Source organism: Frankia sp. ACN1ag, assembly GCF_001414035.1.
Classification (GTDB): Bacteria; Actinomycetota; Actinomycetes; order Frankiales; family Frankiaceae; genus Frankia; species Frankia torreyi.
In genome coordinates this window covers 225,536-247,178 of record NZ_LJPA01000007.1, presented here as the reverse complement: position 1 = coordinate 247,178, position 21,643 = coordinate 225,536, and the positions used below count along the sequence as shown (strand labels likewise).

Annotated in this window: 9 protein-coding genes and 1 pseudogene; 5 read left to right on the top strand and 5 right to left on the bottom strand. The window is 74.2% G+C overall.

The window, feature by feature from the left end; all coding sequences use genetic code 11:
* Positions 1 to 2,186: 2,186 nt before the first annotated feature.
* The 4 genes from UK82_RS08665 (at position 2,187) to UK82_RS08645 (ending at position 9,874) form a co-directional block, all read left to right on the top strand.
* Positions 2,187 to 3,125: an NADP-dependent oxidoreductase gene (locus tag UK82_RS08665; RefSeq protein ID WP_044888213.1), complete on the top strand. Its 939-nt coding sequence runs from the start codon at positions 2,187 to 2,189 to the stop codon at positions 3,123 to 3,125.
* A 2,394-nt stretch (positions 3,126 to 5,519) separates the two neighbouring features.
* On the top strand, positions 5,520 to 6,314 hold the full coding sequence (locus UK82_RS08655; RefSeq protein ID WP_055406831.1) for an ABC transporter ATP-binding protein: 795 nt from the start codon (positions 5,520 to 5,522) through the stop codon (positions 6,312 to 6,314).
* Positions 6,315 to 6,373: 59 nt separating this feature from the next.
* Entirely contained in the window at positions 6,374 to 8,860 is a 2,487-nt protein-coding gene (locus UK82_RS08650; RefSeq protein ID WP_055406830.1) for an ABC transporter permease, read from the top strand.
* A gap of 129 nt (positions 8,861 to 8,989) precedes the next feature.
* Positions 8,990 to 9,874, top strand: coding sequence for a YhjD/YihY/BrkB family envelope integrity protein (locus tag UK82_RS08645; RefSeq protein ID WP_044886817.1), 885 nt, complete (start codon positions 8,990 to 8,992; stop codon positions 9,872 to 9,874).
* 282 nt (positions 9,875 to 10,156) lie between these two features.
* Here the strand turns inward: UK82_RS08645 and UK82_RS08640 are convergent, their stop codons facing one another.
* Entirely contained in the window at positions 10,157 to 10,369 is a 213-nt protein-coding gene (locus tag UK82_RS08640) for a hypothetical protein (protein ID WP_128423348.1), read from the bottom strand.
* A gap of 401 nt (positions 10,370 to 10,770) precedes the next feature.
* Between UK82_RS08640 and UK82_RS08635 the strand changes: the two genes are divergently transcribed.
* A complete protein-coding gene (locus UK82_RS08635) occupies positions 10,771 to 11,334 on the top strand; it encodes an SRPBCC domain-containing protein (RefSeq protein WP_199865452.1) in 564 nt (187 codons plus the stop codon).
* 63 nt (positions 11,335 to 11,397) lie between these two features.
* Here UK82_RS08635 and UK82_RS33590 read toward each other — a convergent pair whose 3' ends face one another.
* From UK82_RS33590 to UK82_RS08620, 4 genes and pseudogenes are all read right to left on the bottom strand, one after another.
* A complete protein-coding gene (locus UK82_RS33590) occupies positions 11,398 to 11,553 on the bottom strand; it encodes a hypothetical protein (protein WP_157866927.1) in 156 nt (51 codons plus the stop codon).
* Positions 11,554 to 11,605: 52 nt separating this feature from the next.
* Entirely contained in the window at positions 11,606 to 13,039 is a 1,434-nt protein-coding gene (locus UK82_RS08630) for an ATP-binding protein (protein ID WP_236705664.1), read from the bottom strand.
* Between the two features lie 182 nt (positions 13,040 to 13,221).
* A complete protein-coding gene (locus tag UK82_RS08625) occupies positions 13,222 to 20,190 on the bottom strand; it encodes a type I polyketide synthase (RefSeq protein ID WP_055406828.1) in 6,969 nt (2,322 codons plus the stop codon).
* Positions 20,191 to 20,247: 57 nt separating this feature from the next.
* Positions 20,248 to 21,604: pseudogene (locus UK82_RS08620) on the bottom strand (PfaD family polyunsaturated fatty acid/polyketide biosynthesis protein); the annotation flags it as partial.
* Positions 21,605 to 21,643: the final 39 nt, after the last annotated feature.

Sequence of the window (21,643 nt, the reverse complement as noted above, 5' to 3'; positions counted from 1 at the left end):
GCCCCGTCGGCCTCATCGGGCGTGGCGGTCCCGTCGGCCCCGCCGGGCACGGCGGTCCCGCCGGGCGTAGCGGGCACGGCGGGCGTAGCGGGCACGGCGGGCGTAGCGGTCCCGTCGGGCGTAGCGGGCACGGCGGGCACGGGCAGCGCAGGCGGACCCGGTGGTTCCACCCCCCGCCAGGCAGGCACCCGCCGCGGCAGCCCGTCGACGTCGGTGACCACCACTGCGGCCATCTCGTACCGCGCGGTGATCCCCGCGCCCCGCACGTGCACGGTCCAACCGTCCCCACGGTCCTCGACGTCGACGAGGACCCGGGGGATTCTCACCGCGCCCCGGCCAGGGGTGAGGGTTCCAGGGCCGTCACGCACGCACCTCCGACCGGGAATCCGCCGTCCGCCGGGGTCCCGGGCGGCGCGGCGGATCCCCCGTCCGTCAGTTCACCCCGCCGGAATCCCGTCATCGTCAACGAACCTTCATCTCGGCCTCGACGGACAGGGCCTCGCCGCGGGCGAGCAACCACGTGGTCAGACGGATGGCGAGGGCGGCCACGTCGCCGGGCGGGGGCGGGGCGGCGAGGACCCCCGGTTCGCCGCAGGTGCGCAGCAACGCGGCGAGCCGGCGGTGCAGGGCGTCGAGTTGCCCGTCGGCGGCGACGAGGTGCCCGTCGGCGGCCAGGAGGTGCCCGGCGGCGGCGGCGAGGTGCGCGGCGACGCCGGCCTGCACGGCCAGGCGCGCGGCTGGGCGGGACTGGCGGGCGTGCGGGCTGATCGACACCGGGTCGCTGCGCAGGGCCCTCGTCCAGCTCGCGATCCGGCCACCGGGGTCGAACCAGGCCGGGTCGTTGCCGGCGGCAGCGAGCAGCGTGGTGGCGCCGATCGGCAGGGCGAGCAGGGCGTCGGCGGCGGCGGGCACGACGGCCAGGTGCCGGCGGAGCTCGGCCGCGGCCGGCGCGGCGGCGTCCGTGCCCGCCGCCAGCCATGCCTCGGCATCGGCGACCGCCGTCAGCACGCCCATGGGCTTGCCAGCCGGCGGTGCGGGGGCGGCCGGAGCCGAGACGGCCATGGGGGCGGGCTGGTGTGCGGCCGGGTGCTCGCCGCGGACGCGGCGGACGAGTTCGCCGAGCAGCGCGCGGCGGACCAGCGGCGGCGGGTACGGGTGGCCGGGTGGGGACAGCCCGGCCAGGCGGGCGGGCGCGGCGTGTTCGAGCTCGTCGACCGCCCACGCCGCCGCGTCGGCGATCATGACGGCGGAGAAGGCGTCGGCGAAGAGCTCCGCCTGCCAGCCCGACCACCGGGCGGCGAGCTCCGCGTCGCCGCCCGAGGCTGCGCGCACCGCGTGGTCCAGCGCGGCGCGGGTCAGGTCGGGCAGGCCCGGCACCAGGTCCCGCTGGACGTGGTGGCCGGTCTCGTGGGCCGCCGGGGCCAGCCACCACGCCTGGCGCGTGGCCCATTCCGGCAGGGCGATCGCCGGGATCGGCAGCTCGCGCAGCAGGGCGCGGACGGCCTCGTCCACCGCGTCGGTGCGGGCCGGCGGACGCAGCGACGCCGGCACGCTCGACCGGGTGACGGCGAAGGCGTTGAAACGCGGGTCGACGTAGGCGAGCGGCCCGGTCGGCGCGGGCCGCCCCATCGCCGCGAACGGCTGCGACCAGCACGAGCGGACGAGTTCGTCGGCGGCCAGCAGAATCGGGCCCAGCCGCTCGTCGAGCCGCTGGTCATATCGTTCGCGATACCAGTCGAACGTGCGCCGCACGACGGTCAGCATCGTCTCCACCGACCGNCAGCCGTCGTAGCGCGCGCCACTGTCGCCCAGCTCCCGCAGGGAAACGACCCGGCCGGCCAGGGCGGCGAGCATCCCGCCCAGCACCCCGTCGAGTATCCGGAAATGATTTCCAAAGCGGAGGAACCGGTCATCTCCGCGGCGGACGTCCAGCCATCCGGAGATATCCCGCTGCGCCTGCAGCACCGCTCCCGCGGTCCGGTCGATCCGGAGCCGCGACCGATCGGAGCCGAGATCCACCCCCATGTCGGCAAGAGTACCGAGTCGACCACAATGCGTCCTGCCTGGGCTGTTCATCCGCCCCCTTCGGCGGCAGAATGCGTCGACCCGACTGCGCCGCCGCACGCGGGTCGTCCGCGCACATTCCAGGCGCGGCGAGGGGGAGGGCGGCGTTAGTGTCATCTGTCATGAGAGCCGTGGGAGTGGTCGAGTTCGGCGGGCCGGAGGCCCTGCGCATCGTGGACGTGCCCGAGCGGCATGCCGGGCCGGGCGAGGTCCGGATCCGGTCCGCCGCCGCCACCGTGAGTCCAACGGACACCTTCACCCGCAGCGGTGACCGGGCGAAATGGCTGTCGAAATGGGCGCCGCCCTACGTGCCGGGGATGGACGTCGCCGGCGTCCTCGACGAGATCGGCGAGGGGGTGTCGACGGATCTCGCGATCGGCGACCACGTGATGGCGATCGTCGTTCCCGCCGCGTCGAACGGCGGTTACGCCGAGCAGGTGGTGGTGCCGGCCGAGTCCGTCGCGCGGGTCCCCGCGGGCGTCGGCGACGTGGCCGCGTCGACGCTGCCGATGAACGGGCTCACCGCGCGGCTGGCGCTCGACCTGCTGGGCCTCACTCCCGGCCAGACGCTGGCGGTGACGGGAGCGGCCGGCTGCTTCGGCGGCTACACCGTCCAGCTCGCCAAGGCCGACGGGCTGCGGGTCGTCGCCGACGCCTCCGAGGCGGACACCGAGCTGGTGCGGGGGCTCGGCGCCGACATCGTGGTGCGCCGCGGCGACGACGTCGCGCAGCGGATCCGGGCGGCGGTGCCCGGTGGGGTGGACGGGCTGGCGGACGGTTCGATCCAGAACGACGCCCTGCTCGGCGCGATCCGCGACGGCGGCGGGTTCGCCGCCGTCCGCCCGTTCCAGGGCGAGACCGAGCGTGGCATCACGGTTCACCAGGTGTGGGTGCGTTCCTACGCGCGCGAGCAGGCCAAGCTCGACCGGCTGCGCCAGCTCGTCGAGGAGGGCGCCCTCACCCTGCGGGTGGCGAAGGCCATTCCGGCCGAGCAGGCCGCCGAGGCCCATCGCCTCCTGGAGAAGGGCGGCGTCCGCGGCCGGCTCGTGCTGACCTGGTGAACCTCCGGGTCCGGCGCGAAACCGCCGGACCCGTCCAGCCTGCCCGCCGACTCTCTTTCTTTCGCTCTACTCGGGATGGCGCCCTACTCGGGGATGGCGCCCTACTCGGGGATGGCGCCGAACCGCCGGATGACGCCGAGCTGCCGTGACGGCGATTCAGCGCCCCGGAAGTGGCCGTCCTTTCGAGGTAAGGTTTCGGCAAGCCACGCCACCGGCGGTCGGGCGCCGCAGGTGGGGCGTCGGCGGCGGGCCGTCGAGGGCGGGCGCGGAGGTCGGACACGTTCCGGCGGGCGGTCACCGGAACGACGGCAGGGGCGGTTTTCCCGATATCACACCGGTCGAACTACAGCCCAACCACCACCCACGCCGGAATCTTCCGACAGCCAAGCCACATTGATATCCACTGCCCACGCACAACGGCAGCGGCACGGGTAGTCAATTCTCGCCCGACAACAAAACAGACCATCTTTGATCAATGCCAATTGCGCGGAACTTTCGTAGGCTGGATATGCGCAGGCAGGCATCAGCATTGCCGCCACAGGTAGGCGGAGCTGGTCGGCGATCCTCGCCACTCGCGGCGGGAGAACCCCGACGGCGGTCGGCCCGGCAACGACGGTGTGTAATCACCCGCCGGACACGGCGTTCCCGTCTCCGGCGAAGACCGAAGCCGCCGATCAGGCGCAACGAATATGCGTGCGGCCGCAACGGCTCGTTGCACTCTGTCCCAGATACGCCCAGCACGGTGTGATGTGTCCACCGGCGGACGCGCAGCCCGCTTCCCAGCTACCGAGGCGAGGAGGACACCTGATGATGTCAACGGGATCCTCCTCCTGGGATGTCGGATTCCGCCGAGGGTGGCTGCCCCGCCCGCACTCGATCACCCACTGCGATGGGCGGATCGCCGCGCGGGTCTTCATGGGCGGTGAGGCACACCGGGAGAGGGCCACGGGCACCGCACGCACCGGTCCTCTCCCGGACCCTGCCCGCACGCCGGGCACCAGCACCGAGCGCACACACCGGGTCTGCGTACGCCGGTCCTCCACCGGCACGGGCCCGACCACCACATCTCCCACCCCCACAGCGGGCTCCCGATGGGCCGCGTGCGGCCCCCGGTGGACCGTTGCCGCGGGCGGACTGGCCAGGACGGGAGACGAACCCATGGACGGGCGGGTGGGCCAGGGCGACTGTACGGGCAGGACCGCGGGGGAACCGCCGCTGCGTTGGCGGCGGCCGGCCTGCGCCCCCGGGCTGAAGTTCGCCAGCCAGCATACGGACGTGGTCGTCCGGTACCGCTACGCCGGGCGGATCCGCGAGGTCCGGATTCCCGTCGCGCTGTGGGCGCCGTTTGTCCACGACGTCCGCACCGGCGTGTTCGNCCGGTTGACCCCACACGACGGGCCCCTCGGCTGGACCTCCTGGGGAGCCGGCAGCGGCCAGGTCGCCCGTGGCCTGCCGGACGAGGTGATCGTCCGATTCCGCCATCTCGGGACCATGCGGGAGAACCGGCTGCCGCAGACGATCTGGGACCAGATCCTGGTGGCCGTCCGCGCCCACGCCATCGACGACCTGGACGCCGGCGTGGACGATGCAGCCACCGACCGGCGCCCGACCGGCTTCCGCACGGTGCACGGCAGCGCCCTGCCGCTGGTCCGCCAGCGCGAGGGCGGCTCCGAACGGTTCCGCGGCACGCAACCGCGTCCCCACCACAGCCACCCCGCCCGCTAGCCGGGCCCGCCGCGGTCCGCGGAGGGCGGACCGCGGCGGGCTCGCACGACGGCCGCGCGGGCCGGACCAACGCCGGTCCCACCGCGTCGGACCTGCGGGCTGCCCGCCGCACCCCTCACGGCGGGCAGCCCGCCAGATCCCCGCGCCGGAGGCACCACCCCCACCGGAACGGCTCACCCACCAGACCCGCCTCCCCCGCAGGACCGGCCGCCCACCACCGGACCGGCCGCCCCTCAGACTGGCTGCCCGCCGACATCCCAGCGCCGGCGTCCGACCCCCCGGAACCCCCACCGGCGAGCGGGTCCGCCATGGCGCCCACCGGCGGGCAGCCACCCTTTCCCTCACCCCGACGACCCCCGCCCCACGACAGCCCCCGCCCTGACCATCCCCGTCCGCCGACCACTCCCCCACCGGTGGCGGCCGCCGCATCACCCCCATCCGCCAGGGGCGCCGGCGGATGCGCGGCGCCGCCGCCGGACCACCATCCACCGGGGTCCGCCGTGCCCGACGGCGGGCCCCGGTGGATGCCACCGCATTCGTGGGGCGTTGCCCGGCGGCGCGCGCAATCCGGCCGCCGGCCGGTTCCCCCGACGCCGTGCCGGCCGCGCCGATACTGGCTCGAGCCCGGCGCGACCGGAGCCCGGGGATCGCGACGACAGGGGGCCGAGCGTGGCGTTGCCCGGCGGCCCGGCGGATCGGGAAACCGGGTCGGCCGACGAGACCGGGACGGCCGACGAGACCGGGACGGCCGAGGCGGTGCGCATCGACCTGGTCGGCGTCGGAAAGCGGTACGACGGCGCGGCGACCGGCGTCACGGCGCTCGCGGACGTCACCCTGCGGGTCGGCGCCCGCGGCCTGCTGGTGATCCTCGGGCCGTCGGGCTGCGGCAAGACGACGCTGCTCAACCTGATCGGCACGTTGGACACCCCCACCACCGGGACGGTGCGGCTCGACGGCGTCGATGTCACCCGCGCGTCCCGGCGGACTCGGCGGGAGGTCCGCCGCCGGGCGGTCAGCTTCGTGTTCCAGTCGTTCAACCTGTTCCCGGCGCTCACCGCGCGGGAGAACGTCCGCTTCGGCGCGGACGTCGCCGGGCGGGACCGAGCCGGCGAGGTCACCGACGAGGTGCTGGCCGGGGTGGGACTCGCCGAGCGCGCCGCACACTTCCCCCACCAGCTCTCCGGCGGGGAGCAGCAGCGGGTGGCGATCGCCCGCGCCATCGCCACCGGCAACCCGATCCTGCTGGCCGACGAGCCGACCGGCGAGTTGGACGTCACCACCGGCGTGCGCATCCTGGAGCTGCTGCGCGACCAGTCCGCCCAGGGCCGGACCGTTCTCGTCGTCACCCACAACCGGGAGATCGCCCGGATTGCGGACCGGGTGATCGAACTGTCCGGCGGGCGCATCGTCCACGACGGCCCGCCGCCCGGCGGCCAGGTGCCGGTCGCGGAGCTGCGCTGGTGACCGGGTACGCGCTGGTGACCGGGTACGCGCTGGTGACCGGGTAGTCGGGCGGCGGACGGATGGCATCGACGGGGCTGTGGTGGCGCTGGTCGCTGCGCGAGCTGCGTCAGCGCCTGCTGCTCGTGGTCGCGATCGCCGTGATGATCGGCCTCGGCACGGGGCTCTACGCCGGCCTGACCAGCTCCTCGCACTGGCGGCGGCAGTCCTACGACGCCAGCTACGCCCGGCTGAACGTGCACGATCTGCGGGTCGCCGTCGGGGCCGGGGCCACGGTGGCGCAGGGGCGGCTCGCGGCGGTGGTCCGGTCGCTGCCGGCCGCGGCGGCCGTCACCGCCGACGCCGAACGGCTGGTGCTGCCGACCGAGATCGACGCCTCCCGCCCCGGGCACACCGTGCTCTCCCGCGGCGAACTGGTCGGCATCGACCTGACCGCCCGGCCGCCGGTCGACGGGGTGTCGGTGGCCCGGGGGCGCGCGCTCGTGCCCGCCGACTCCGGGCGCGACGTCGGCGTCCTGGACCGCACCTTCGCCAACGCGAACCACCTCCCGCCGACCGGCACCGTGCGGACCAGCGGCGGCGGCGAGGTGCACTACGTCGGGCAGGGCCAGTCGCCGGAGTACTTCATCCTGCCCGGCGAGCAGCCGGGCCTGGTCACCCAGTCCGGCTTCGGGGTGCTCTACACGTCGCTACCGACCGCGCAGCGGCTCACCGGGCAGCCCGGCGCCGTCAACGACCTGGTGCTCACTCTGCGGCCGGGCACGGACACCGGCGCGTTCGCCGCCGAGCTGTCCCGGGCCCTGGCCGCGGCGCTGCCGGGCACCAGCGTGACGGTGACCGACCGGGACGACATCCAGACCCGGCAGATCCTCTACGACGATGTGAACAGCGATCAGCGGCTGTGGGACGTGTTGGCCGTCCTCGTCCTGGTCGGGGCGGTGTTCGCCGCGTTCAACCTGGTCGGACGGGTCGTCGACGCGCAGCGCCGGGAGATCGGCATCGGGATGGCGCTCGGGGTGGCACCGCGCCGGCTCGCGCTGCGCCCGTTGCTGCTGGGCGCCCAGGTCGGGGTGCTCGGCGTGGTCGCCGGTGTCCTGGTGGGCCTCGTCGTGGGCGCCGCGATGGGCGCGCTGCTGCGCGGGGTGTGGCCGCTGCCGGTGTGGCACACGAACTTCCAGGTCGGCGTGTTCGCCCGGGCTGCGGCGGTGGGCCTGGTCCTGCCGGTGCTCGCCGCCCTGCCGCCGGTGTGGCGGGCGGTGCGGGTGGAGCCGGTGCGGGCGATCCGGGCGAGCGCCGTGGCCGGGGGGACGGGACCGCTGGTCCGGCTGCTGGGCCGGGCCCGGCTGCCGGGGGGCAGCCTCGCCCAGATGCCGCTGCGCAACCTGGCGCGTGCCCCGCGCCGGCTGCTGCTCACCGCCGTCGCGATCGCCGCGGTGATCACTGCCCTGGTGGTCTTCACCGGCGAGCTGGACACGTTCACCCGCACCACGGACCGGGCCGAAGCGGACCTGACGACCAGCGCCCCCGACCGGCTGCGGGTGATGCTGCCCCGGGTCGAACCGGTGAACTCCCCGACGGTGAACGCCGTGCGCCGCTCCCCCGCCGTCACCGAGACCGACCCCACGCTGGCGCTGCCCAGCCGCCTCTCCCCCACCGTCGGTGCCGGGACCGGCACCCGGACCGGCCCGAGGACCGGCGGCGACGCCTCGGCCGCACCGATCGATGTGCTCACCTACATCCTCGACATCGGACACGGGCTGTGGTCGCCGTCGGTCGTCTCCGGGTCCCCCACCGGCGGGCTGCTGATCTCCGAGAAGGCCGCCCACGACCTGGGCGTCCACCCCGGCGACACGATCACGCTGCGCCATCCGCAGCGGGTCGGCACCGGCTACCGGACCGTGGACACACCGCAGCGGATCGCCGGCATCCACGCCTTCCCGGTGCGCTCGGTGGTGTTCCTCGACAACGCCGACGCCGGCGCGTTCCGGCTCGCCGGAACCACCAACGTGGTCGTCGTGCAGCCGGCGGCCGGGTACGGGCGGGACGCGGCCACCCGCACGCTGGCCGCCATCCCGGGAGTGGCGTCGGTGGTCTCGGCGACGGCGAGCATCGAGGAGATCCGGGCCCTGCTGCGCACCTTCGTCGGGATCCTGCGCATCGGCGAGGTGGTGGTGCTCCTGCTGGCCGTGCTCATCGCCTACAACGCGATGAGCATCGCCGTGGACGAGCGGCGCCGCGAGCACGCGACGATGCTCGCCTACGGGTTGTCCACCCGCACCGTGCTCGGCCTGACCGTCGCCGAGAGCGCGGTGATGGGCCTGGTCGGGACGCTGCTGGGGATCGCCGCCGGCTACTGGGCGCTGCGCTACACCGTGGAGGTGCTGCTCGCCGAGACGCTGCCCGACCTCGGCGTGCAGGCGATCCTGTCGGGCCGCACCCTGGTCGTCATCCTGCTGCTCGGCGTCGGCGCGGTGGCGGTCGCACCGCTGGCCGCGGCCCGCCGGGTCCGCCGGATGGACGTCCCCTCCACCCTTCGGGTCATCGAGTAACCACCGCGCAGCGCCGGTGCGGGCAGGATGAGGACCGCCGGCTGACTGCGGGGACGTGACGAGGCGGCGCTGGTTGACGAGGTTGCGCTGGCTCGTGAGGCTGCGCTGGCTGGTGAGGTGCGCTGGTTGATGAGGCTGCGCTGGTTGACGGTGCTGGGGCGGGACGTGGTCGGCGCGCTGCGCGGCCACGACCTGGCCCTGCTCGCGGCGGGCGTCACCTACTATGCGGCGATCTCGGTCGTTCCCGGGGTGCTGGTGGCCGTCAACCTGCTCGGCCTGCTGCTGGGGCGGCCGCGCACGGCGGAGCTCGGCCGTTCCCTGGCCGGCGCGCTGCCGGGTGGTCTCGGCGCCCCGGCGGTCGTGCTCGCCGCGTTCGACGCGGCGCTGACGATGTCGCCGCTGGTCGTCGTGGCCGCCGCGGTGCCCGCCTCGTTCTACGGCGAGGGGCTGCGGCGGGCCTTCGTCCGGCTCGCCGGAACGACCGAGGGTCTCGTCGGGTGGCGGGGTCGCCTCGGCGTCCTGCCGCTGCTCGCCGCCGCCCCGGTACTGCTGCTGCCGGTGCTGCTCGTGACGCCGACCCTGGCCCGGCTGTTCGCCGAGAGCGACGCCTCGGCGGGGCTGGGGGTGGTCGTCGCGTTCATGGCCGACTGGCTGGCGCTGACCGCGACGCTCGTGATCGTCTACCGGGTGGTGGGGCCGGGGCGGCCGGGCTGGGCGGCGACGTTATGGGCGGCGGCGGCGACCGGGTCGTTCGTCGCCGGCTTCGTGCAGGGGTTCGTGCTGTTCCTGTCGTTTCACCTGGACCTGGGCCTGCCGTTCGGCGGCTTCCGCGCCATCGGTGGGGCCGTCGCGGTCGGCTTCTGGCTGTTCCTGCTGCACCTGATCGTGCTCGTCGGCTACAGCCTCGCCCAACGCCTCGACGAACGCGGCGGCGTCCCGTGGACAGACCCGCGGCGCGGGCGGCTGCACCCCCGAGCCGCCGGCCACGGGCACGGGCACGGGCGTCCTGACTGAGTCTCCGCCGACGTCGGCCGCGGCGGCCGGCCGGCGGCGTTCGTGCTGACCGCGGGGCAGTCCGCCGGCAGTTCATCCCTGTGATGGAGAAGGGTAGGCATTCCTGGGCCGGTGGGTCGCTCCCAACCCAACTCCGACGATCATGATGTTCCCGAGGGACCGCGCCACGCCGTCCGGGCACGCCCTACCTTCAACGACCACAGCCGGTCCCCACCCGCCACGCCCTGACGATCCGGATCAAGGAGCACAACCGAGCCCCATGATCCGGATCAGCTACGCACCCTAATGCCCGTGGTCCACGCCGTTACCGTGGTCGACCCCGTTTCCGTTGTCGATACCGTTGCCGCCGCCGGCGAAGATATTCACGGCTCCGTGGTTCGCGTGCGACTGACCGATGGGTGCGGAGATCCCCCCTGGGGCGATGCCGCCGATCCCGAAAGCGAGAACGAGCAGACCGGCGGCCGCCACGGCCAACTGGATCCTTCGCAAAGCCATGATATGCATCCTCACACATTTCCGTCGATGGATAATCACAGACGGCAGAACGCCCAGATCAGATGGACAAGCAGTCGGCAACCCGGAAAGCAACCAGAAATGCTTGCCGTCGCGATTCGGTGACGACACGAAGACTAGCGCCGCCGCTTCCCGCCGGGTGCTACCAGAAAGTGCCGAAACGAAGACATAAATCCCCGCCTGGAAGGACCGTCTGCCGGCGGTCGAGGGCGCCGTCCAACACATTTCAACACCCCTGACCAGCCGAAATCAGGTGGGCATCTCCGCAGCGCGTTCTCGTTCACCATCGCGACGGAGATATCAATCACACCGCGGACGGGCAAGCTGGCGGCACGACCCAGTGATGGGCCTCGTGCGGGATCGGTCCGTGGGACGATGAGCCGGTGCTGATCGATCGCCCGTCCGGGGACTCGGCGGACAGCGCCACTGTCCCCGCCGAAGCGGGTTCCCCCCTGCTTCACGGGTCGTTCAGGCTGTCGCGCGTCCTGGCGGCACCACCAGGTCACGTCTTCACCGCCTTCGCCGACATCGCGCTGCGCAGGCGCTGGTTCCGCATCCCGGGCGAGCCGGGGACGAGCCGGCACGAGCTGGACTTCCGCATCGGCGGACACGAACTCGCCGGCGGTACCTTCGCCGTCTCCGGGGTGCCGGAGCGGATCGAGTACCACGCGCAGTTCCTCGACATCGTTCCCGACGAACGCATCGTCTTCACGTACACGGGCATTCTCGACGGCCAGCCCCGCTGGGCATCGCTCACCACCGTCGAGCTGGCCGCCGACGCCGCCGGCACCCGCCTGACCCGTACGGAACAGTACGTCTTCCTCGCCCTCACCGGCGACGGCCGGGACGACGTCGCCCACCTCGAAGGCACAACGCGGCTGCAGTTCAATGCCCTGGAGTCCGTGGTCGTGGGGCGGCCGGCGCGGTCAGGCGGATTCACGGCCTGACCGCGGGTCCCTTCGCTGTTCGCTCTCACGCGCGACCATCCGCTCGGCCCCCATCGTGAGGGGTCAGGGCGGGGGCATCCAGTCTGGGCGGCGGACCAGCTCCACGCCGATCAGCTCGATCCGGGCAGCGTCGTCGTCCAGGACCACCACGTCGCACAGGGCGTGGATGTTGTCGATCTCCCGGGCGGTGACGACGCCGCGGGCCTCACCGGCACCCACGATCCGGGAAACGGCAACATGGGTGGAACGGGTCTTCCGCTGGTGGCCTTGATTACACGCCGTCGGGTCTCCGCTGGTAGGTGGTGGTTCTCCCGCGGCCGCCGAGTTGGATGACCAGTCCGCGGCCGCGCAGGTTGCGCAGCGACCTGCGAATGTTCGGCGCGGACAGACCGAGTTCCTCGGCGAGTTCGCGGGCCGTTCTTCCCTGGCTGGTCAGGGCTTGGTAGACGCGACGCTCCGTGGCGCCCAGCTTGGGTTTGGCGGTCACTGCGGGCGTGGCGGTTGCGAACTGGTGGAGGACGACGGTGAACCGGATGCCGCTGTCGACGTAGTGGGCCGGTGGCAGACCGTGGTCTGCGAGCGCCTCGGTGACGGTGGGAATCCCGCTTGCGAGAGCTTCGATGACCCGAGCTCCGGTCTGCGGGGTACGGACGTGCTGACAGATCGCGACGAGCCTGGCGTTACGGGCCGAGGTCACGGCGTCGCGGCCAAGCCGGTCGACAGTGATGCCGTACAGGCCGCCGGGGTTGGCCACCACCAGACGGTCCCGGAGGAGCCGTACCTCGACGGCGAGCCCGGCGGACCAGTGGTCGAGGTCGCGGTGGATCAGAGCATTGGCGACCAGCTCGCGGAAGGCGACGAGAGGATAGCTGGGGCGGTCGTGGACCGTGCCGTCCGACTCGGCGACGATCGCGGTATCGAAGGTGCGCCGGGCCCACAGCAGCGCTGCGTCAAGCATCCGCGGGACAGGCCCGCTGATGGTCACCTGGTTGCGGGCCCGCGTGGCGGCGGAGTCCGTGGGAAGGGGCGCTGCGGCCGCTTGGATCACGTATCGGGGGAACCATTGCTGGGGGTGGGCCCCGAGGGCGAGGAGACCCGCGACGGTGGGCTGTCCGCCATCGATCGTCACTCCGCCGCGGCGCAGGAGCTCGGCATCATCGGCAAATCGGCCGAGTCCGGCCGGGTCGCGTTCGCGAACGGCGCCGAGGAATGCGTCGACGAGTTCGGTGTCCAGATCGTCGATGGTGGCGTCCTCGACGGGTGACCGATCGAACAGTGGTGCCTGGCGGGCAGCCAGGAATCCCTGTTCCTCCACCTCGGACAGGGCGTAGTCCCCGTCGTAGCTACGGAGGTATGCCGTGCCGGTCGCGGTGACGCGGCAGGGCTTGGACGACCGGTCGCACTCGTGCACCCGAGCAACCACAACCGCGGCGCCATCCACCTCCCCGTCGTCGACCGTGAGCCGGACCGGCGGTGTGAACGCCCGAGCCTTGGCGGCCAGACCCTGCTTGAGAACCTGCGGGTCGACGAGCCCGACCGGGCGGAATCCCGCCTGCTCGTCGAGCCCCAGGATGATGGTCCCGCCGCCAGGCTGGTTCGCCAACGCGCTCAACGTCGCGGTGAGTGAGACGGGCAACCCGCCCGCAGCGGACTTGACCTCCACCTCGGTGGTGTCGCCTCCCGCCACCCGCAGGCGATTGATCATTTCGGTCACGTCATGCGACACGGCCCAAATGTAACCACAGTGGAGTTACATTTCGCGGTAGCGGTTACATTTGAGTAGGCGGCATGTGGGCCCGGGGCGAAAAGCGGCCCCGGGCCGGTAGGCGCCGCCGGTCCGGGGCCTCGTGCGTTCAGACGCGACCCTTCCCCGATCGCCCCTGGGGGTCAGGATGAGGGCATCCAGTCGGGGCGGCGGACCAGCTCCACCCCGATCAGCTCGATCCGGGCGGCGTCGTCGTCCAGGACCACCACGTCGCACAGGGCGTGGATGTTGTCGATCTCCCGGGCGGTGACGACGCCGCGGGCCTGCCCGGTCATCAGGCCCGGCCGGTGAATGCGACACTCGCGAACGGCGACGGGCAACGCGCCACCGAGCACCCGCCAGGCCCACAGCCCGGCGAGCTGCATCCCGCCGTCGAGGCCGGCGACGTCGAAGTACCAGTCGTCGAGCCCCCAGGCCAGCTCCCGCACACCGACGACGGACCCCTCGGCGCCATGCTCCGACATCCCCTTGAGCCACTGGATCGCCTGGAAACGCGGGCCGTGGAACAGCGCGTCGCTGCGGTAGATCAGGTCCCGGCACGTCGACACCTCGGCCGCCTTCTCGGCGAGGCCGTCCGGGGTCGGCCAGGCTGACGACGGCACGGGCGCTGGCTGTGCGGCGTCGAGTCTGGCCTGGTAGTGGGGCATGCCGTCGGCGTCGTCGAGGCGCAGCACGGGTAGCGGCGCCGCGCCGGCACCGGCGGCGGACAGGTCACCGCCGCCCGGGGCCCCGGCCTCGGTCACGCTGACGTACAGCTCGTGCCCGGTGTCGGCCAGGTGCGGGAAGGCGATCTTGCGCAGGACCCGCAGGTCGCGCAGCACCATCCCGGCCTCGCCGTCGCCGCGCAGCGCGCGGGCCCCGCGGGCGAGCCAGTCCAGCGCCATCGCGAGCGGGAGCACGGCGATGTCGGCCGGGCTGTGGTCGGTCAGCCAGGGATGGGTGCGTTCGTGCACCGAGAGCTGGCCGAGAACTCGCCGGGCGGACGGTGCCTGCTCGCCGTCGGCCGAGGCGCCGAGTGCCTCCGGGCCGCCCGCGCCGAGCAGGATCCGCGGTTGCGTCCCGGCGCTGCGCGCACCCGTGATCTCGTCGACGAACGCCGCCGCGCCCTGGGCGACCGGGAGCGCCGGCACTCCGCGGCTGGCGAAGACCTCGGCGAGCAGCGGTCCGACCATCCCTCCGGCCCAGGGGCCCCAGGCGATCGATCGCACCAGACAGTCCGGATGCGTGGCCCGGTAGGTGCCCGCGACATGGTCCAGGGTCGCGTTCGCCATGGCGTAGTCGGCCTGGCCGGCGTTGCCGAACCAGCCCGCCACCGAGGAGAACAGGCACAGCAGCTCCACGGGGTCGTCGGCGAGCGCGTCCAGCATCGTCCACAGACCCCGCGCCTTCGTGTCGAACACCCGGTCGAAGGCGTCGTCGGTCTTGTCGACGAGCAGCTTGTCGGCGAGGGTGCCGGCACCGTGGACGAGCCCGCTGACCGGCCCCCAGTCCGCCCGGACCTCCTCCAGGGCACGGGCGACCGCGTCGGGGTCGCGGACGTCCACCGGCAGGTAGCGGGCCTGCGAACCGGCGCGCCGGAGGGCGGCGAGGGTGGCGTGCACCTCCCGCGCGGCCAGGATCTCGCGCGCCTGCGCCCGCAGCCGGGCCGGGCCGGCTGCCGCGTCGTCGCGGTCGGCCAGCAGCCGCACCAGCGACGGCTCGTCGGTCGCGGCCGCGAGCCCGGCCGGCTCGTCGAGCAGGGGCGTGCGGCCCAGCAGGACTAGCCGCGGCTGGCAGGTCCGGGCCAGCTCGATCAGGGATGCGGCCGTCACGCCGCGGGCGCCGCCCGTCGCGACGATCACCGCGCCGGGCGCGAGCCGAAGCGGGTGCGCGTCCGCCGGTTCCGGCGGGGCCGGCGCCACCCCCGCAACGAGGCGGGTGCCGTCGGCGCGCAGGCCGACGACCGGGGTCATCCCGCCCTGCCGCAGCTCGTGGGCGATGGCGGCGGCGAGCCGGGCCGGGTCGCGCCCGGCCCGTTCGCAGTCGATCGCCCGGACCGCGGCGTCCGGCCATTCCGCGGCCGCGGTGCTGGCCAGCGCGGCCAGCCCGCCGAGCCAGGCCCGCGTCCCCTGCCGACCGTCGAGGCCGAGATCGCCGCCGGTGTCCTGCACGGTGACGAACAGCCCACCGTGCACGGCCGGCGACGAGGCCACGGCCCGCGCCCAGCGGAAGGCGTCCCGCTGCCGGTCGAGGGCCTGCTCGACGGAGTCGACGCCCGCCAGCCCGCCGAGCAGGATCACCCCGCCGGCGTCGGCGGCCAGCCCGCCCGGTGCCCCGTCCGGCCCGGCGTCCGGCGGGCCGTCGGTGACGACCGCGCGGAGGCCATGCCGGTCGAGCTCGGCGGCGAGCGCGGACCCGAGGCCGCTGCCGCCGTCGACGATCGTCAGCGGACGCGCGCCCAGCCCGAGAGGAGCAAGCCCCGGGGCCATGACGGGCCTGACCTCCGGCACGAGCCGGGTCAGCGGCGGCCAGCCGGCGGCCCCTCCCGGGGAACCGGCCGGAAAGGGGGCATCGGCCGCCACGCCCGTCGAGCCCTGTGCCGAGGTGGCCGCCGCAGCCCCCGCCGGATCCCCGGCGGGGCGCTCGGCGAGGTCCGGGATGGCCGCGGCCGCCGCCGTGCCGGGGCCGGTCGGATCCAGCCCGGTCAGCCCGGTCAGCCCGGTCGACCCGCTCGCTCCGGTCGCTCCGGTCGCTCCGGTCGCCGCCGGTTGCGGCTCGTCGGCCCGGTTGCGCATGAGATCGACGACCTCGCCGAGGGTGCGCAGCGCGGTGAGCTGAGCCAGGGCGTCGCCCTCGCTGACGTCGACCGCGATCTCGCCGACGTGCTGACGCAGCGCGGAGAGGATCTCGACCTTCTTCAGCGAGTCGATGCCGAGGTCGCCCTCCAGCTCCATGTCCATCGCCAGCGCGGAGGCGGGGTATCCGGTGCGCTCCGCGACGACGTCGAGCAGCAACGCCTCCAGCTCCTCGACGCTACGCGGGGGCGCCGGCGCCCCCGCGGCCTCGCCACCGGCCGGTGCCGGGGCGACGGCGGGCGAGCCACCGACCGGCTGATCAGCGGCAATGCCAGGTGCTGCGGCAACGGGCGAGACGGTGCCCTGCGCCACCACCGGCGGCACGGCGACCGCGGCGGAGGTGGGTGGCGCGATCGTCGAGTCGGCCACCGGCACCGCGGGCGGCGCCGCCATGGCCTGACCAGCCTGGGCCGGTTCGGCCGGCCGGGGCGTGGTGCTCGTCGGCGCCGCCGGCGCCGGGGGCATGGCCGACGCAGGCATCGCCGCCGCCGGCATCGCCGTGGCCGGCACCGCCGCCGCAGGTGGCGCAGGCGGGGCCGACGCTGGCAGCGCCGCGGGGTTCACCGTCGGCACGGCCGGCAGGTATCCGGGCGCCGGGGGCACGTCCATGGCGGGTGCACCGGCCAGCCGTGCGCACATGGCCTCCGTCGTGCGCAGGAACTCCACCTGTGCCTCGGTCATCAGGTGCTGGTAGGCGGCCTGGACCTGGGCGGTCTGCCGGTGTGCCTCGACGAAGGCGGCCCACCAGCCCGGCCCGGCGACGACATCGCCCACCAGCGCCGCATCGGGCGACGACGCCACCGCCGGCATCTCCGCAGTGGTGACCAGCCCGCCGGGGGACGGCGCCCTGGGCATCGGCTCCGCGGCCGGGGGAGCCGGCATGGGCTCCGCGGCCTGCGCAGCCGGCATCGGCTCGGCGGGCATCGGCTCGGCGGGCGGCGGTGCCGGTGTCGATGTCGATGTCGGTGTCGGTGTCGGTGTCGGTGTCGGTGTCGGACCGGCGACCGGCGGCGCGGCCGCCGGCGGTGCCGCCAGGGATTCCGCGGCCCGCGATGGTGCGCCGGGCTGCGTCGGCGGTCCGACGGTCGGTGCCGTCGGTGCTGTCGGGATCGCGCTGTCGACCGGAACCGGAACCGGGGCCGGCTGTGCGGCGGGGGCGACGGAACGCGGCGGGACGGCGACGTCGTCGGCTGGGGCCGGGGCCGGCACGGCCGGCGCGGCCGGCGCGGCGGCGGACGCCGGGGAGGCGGGCGCGGGAGGCACGGACGCCGGGGAGGCGGTCGCGGCGGACCGGGCTGGGTGATCGCCGTTGGGCGATGGCTCGTCCAGCGGCGGCGGGTAGTTGCGGCCGTAGTTGGATCCGTCGATCCGCATCGTCATCACCGGCTTCCGGTGCCGCACGCCGGCGGGGGCGGGCGGCGGGTCGTCGAAGGTCAGCCGCACGCCCTGGACGGCGAGCTGGCCGAGCGCGGACTGCAGCGTGGCGTCGCCGTCCTGGCCGCGGCGGTCCAGGCTGATCGCGAGGTGCTCCCGGCCGTCGAGGATCTGGTTGACCAGGCCGGTGAGGGCCCCGCCGGGGCCCACCTCGACGAAGGTCCGCACGCCGTCGGCGTACATGGTCTCGATCTGGTCGACGAACAGCACCTGCGCGGTGAGCTGGTCGACGATCCGCTCCCGGATCAGCGCCGGGTCGGACGGGTAGGGCCGGCCGTCGGAGCCCGCGATGACCTCGCAGTGCGCCGGATGGATCTCGATGCCCTCGAGCACCTCGCGCAGCGGGTCGCGGGCCGCCGCGACCAGGGGGCAGTGGAAGGCGGTGGCCGTCTCCAGCCACCGCGTGGCGATGCCCTCGGCGGCGAGCTTGCCCTGCACGGTCTCCAGGGCCGCCGCCGTGCCGGACAGCACGAGCTGCCTCGGGGCGTTGTGGTTGGCCACCCAGACGTCCCGGTCGGGCAGCCCGTCGAGGGCTGCCGCAACGTCGTCGTGGGCGGCGACGGCGGCGAGCATCCGCCCGCCCGCCCGCTCGGTGGTGTTGCGCAGCAGCTCGCCGCGCCGGCGGGCGAGGATGACCAGCGATTCGGCGTCGAGGACGCCGGCGGCGCACAGGGCCGTCAGCTCACCGAAGCTGTGTCCGGCCACGCAGGGTGGGCGGACCCCGTAGCCGTCGAGGACGGCGAGCAGGGCCAGCGAGTGCAGCGCGATCGCCGGCTGCGCCCATTCGGCGGCGGTCAGCGTGCTCTGCCGGGCGGCGCGCTCGGCCTCGTCGAAGGTCGGCGGCGGGAACACCACCTCGTGCAGCGGTGTGCCGCCGAAACGCAGGCCGCCGAGGCGGTCCCAGACCTCCTGCGCGGCGGGGTAGCGCAGCGCCACGTCCGTGCCCATCCCGACGTACTGGCTGCCCTGGCCGGGGAAGAGGAACGCCGGCGGGGCCGCCGCCGGCGGCGGCACGGGCGGGATGCCGGTGCCGGCGGCGTCGGTCGGGGCCGCGTCGGTCGGGGCCGCGTAGTTCGGGACCGCGTAGTGCAGCCCACGGGGGTTGGTGAACGGCTCCCGCGGCCGCTGGCCGATCAGGTTGGCGGCCTGGTCGATCCGGGTGCCGAGCTGCTCGGCGGAGCCCGCGACCAGGGCGAGGCGGACCGGGCGGCGGGAGTCGAACTCGCGCCGGCTCGCCCGCGCGATCCCCGCGGTGGGTCGGGAGGTGTCGATCGCCCGCAGCGCGGCGACGATCTGCTCGGGCGTGTCGGCGCCGAACAGGACCAGCTCGCTGCCGGCGGCCCGCGGCAGGCGATGCCGCCGGACGAGGCCGTCGCCGGACTCGCCGGACTCGCCGGCCGCTCGGGACCCGCCGGCGGGGGCGGGTGCCTCCTCCAACGCGATGTGGAAGTTGATGCCACCGAAGCCGAAGCTGGACACCGAGGCCCGCCGCGGGTGGTCCGCCGGGCGCACCCAGGGGCGGCAGACGGTGTTGAGGTAGAAGGGGCTGGAATCGAGCGAGAGATCGGCGTTCGGCTCCGTCACCTTGATCGTCGGTGGCAGGGTGTGGTGGTGCAGGGCGAGCACGGCCTTGAGTAGCCCGGCCGCGCCGGCCGCCGACTTCGTGTGCCCGATCTGCGACTTGACCGAACCCAGCGCGCACCAGCGGTCGCCGGTGCGCTCGGCGTCGCCGAACACCTCGGTCAGCGCGGTGACCTCGGTGCGGTCCCCGACGACGGTGCCGGTGCCGTGCGCCTCGACGAGCCCGACCGTCTCCGGGCCGTAGCCGGCGTCGGCGTAGGCGGCCCGCACCGCCCTGACCTGCCCGCCCGGCGCCGGGGCGTAGATCGCCGCGCCCCGGCCGTCCGACGACGAGCCGATCCCGCGGATCACGGCGTAGATCTTGTTGCCGTCCCGGCGGGCGTCGTCGAGGCGCTTGAGCGCGACCATCGCGACGCCCTCGCCGAGCAGCGTGCCGTCGGCCTGCGCGGAGAAGGGCCGGCAGTCCTCTGTCGGCGACAGCGCCGGCGTCTTGCAGAAACTCACGAACGTGCACGGGTTGTTCAGGGCGTCGACACCACCACTGATGATCATGTCGGCGCGGCCGAGGACGAGTTCGTTCACGCCGGCCGACACCGCCGCCAGGGAGCTCGCGCAGGCGGCGTCCACGGTGTAGTTCACCGCGTGCAGGTTGAGCCGGTTCGCGACCCGGCCGGCGACGATGTTGCCCAGGCCGCCGGGCAGCGTGGCCTCCTGCCACTGCGGATAGTCCTTGAGGACGTGGTCGCAGGTCCGCCGGGCATCGGCGTCGGAGTAGCCGAGTTCACGCAGCGCCTTCAACCACATCGGACGACCCAGGCGCAGGTCGATCTCGCTGAGCAGCTCCAGGTTGCCGCTGCCGAGGATGCAGCCGATGCCGCCGCGGTCGGCGGTGTCGTACTCGTCGCCCAGGGCGTCGCGCAGCGTCTGGTCGGCGACCTGCAGCGCGAACAACTGCGCGGTGTCGGTGGCCGGGACGGTGCTCGGCGGGATGCCGAACTCGGCCGGGTCGAAGTCGATCGTCGGCAGGAACGAGCCGCGCCGCACGTAGGTCTTGTCGATCGCGGCCGGGTCCGGGTCGTAGTAGTCCTCGACCAGCCAGTGGGAACGCGGCACCTCGGTGATCAGATCCTCGCCGCGGACGATGGAGTTCCAGAACCCGGCGGCATCGATCGAGCCCGGCATGATGGCGCCCACTCCGACGACCGCGATCGGCGGTTGGGGCGGGGAGTCGGTTCGTCGCATTGTGTCCGTGTCTCCTTCCGGACCGGCCGGCCCTTTCGAGACCGACCGGCCGCGAGGTCAGCCGTCGGCGCCGAGCACCAGCCGGCGCGGCGGGAACTGAGCGACACCCACCGGCACCCCGAAGCTGCGCACCTGATGAGCGCGGGTGACCACCGCCGCTCCTTCGAGGAGGTTCAGGGCGATCTGGACGACGCTGCGCTCCGCCGCCTGTGCGAGGAAGCTGCCGCTGATCCACCGGTTGAACGCGCCCATCGCCGGACCGCACCAGATCTGGTAGTCGGTGCGCCGGCTCTGCTCGCCGGCGAGCGCCCACCGGCCGGAGTTCCCCAGATACCACCGGAACACCAGCGCCATCCGGTGCTTGGCATCGTGCAACGCCCGCTCCACCTGGCCGGGGTCGCGTTCGACCCAGTACGCGGCGGTGCGGGTCCACACGTCGTCCAGGGACATGCCGAACAGGTCGCGCTCCAGCTTCGCGCGCAGTTCGGGGGCGAGCTGTTCCAGGCTGTCGTGCCGGCGGTACGCCTCGAACAGCAGCCCGGCACGCGGCGCGAACATCGATCCGCGGCGCAGCACCTGCACCTTGGCGCCGAGTTCGAACATGTCCGCGGCCGGCGCCAGCGCCACGTCGGCCAGGTCGGCACCGGCGAGCATCGCCTTGGCGTCCTCGGACTGGCCGGACTCGACGCTGACCTGGTTCACCGAACCGGTGAGCACGTAGGCCGCGCCGAGCGCGAAGGCCGCCGCGACCGCCTGCGGCGTGCCCAGGCCGCCGGCGGCGCCCACCCGCACTGGCCGCGGGTAGTCGAAGCGGGCGACGACCCGGTCCCGCACGGCCTGCACGGCCGGGACCACGATGGCCATCGGCCGCCCGTCGGTATGCCCGGCGCTGTCGGCCTCGACCGTGATGTCCTCGGCGATCGGCAGGCCCGCCGCGAGCTCCGCCTCCGCCGCGGTGATCTGCCCGGCGTCGACCAGGGCACGCAGGATCTCCCCCGGCGGCGGCGACATGAACTGCTCGGCGACCTCGGGCCGGGAGATCTTCGCGAACACCCGGGTTCGGCGCTCCACCCGGCCGTCGGGCGTGCGGCGCAACCCCGCCGCCGCGCAGCGGACCACCGCCGGCGTGATCGACATGAACGCCGACGCCGAGACGCACGGAACCCCGTGGCGCAGCAGCAGGGCGGCGGTGGTGTTCTCCAGCGCCGGGTCGCCCGGCGAGTGCAGCAGGTTGACCCCCCAGTTCGGCTGGCCGGCGAGCGCGTCGGCCAGGGTGACGACGGCCTTCTCGATCCGGTCGAGTCCCAGCCCGCCCGAGCCGAAGAAGCCGAGCATCCGGGCGCGGGCCATCGCGGTCACCATCGCGGTCGTCGCGATGCCGGTCGCCATCTCCCCGGCGATGTAGGGGAAACGCNCCCCGTGCGCCGCCGCGAACGAGCGGTCGCCAAGCCAC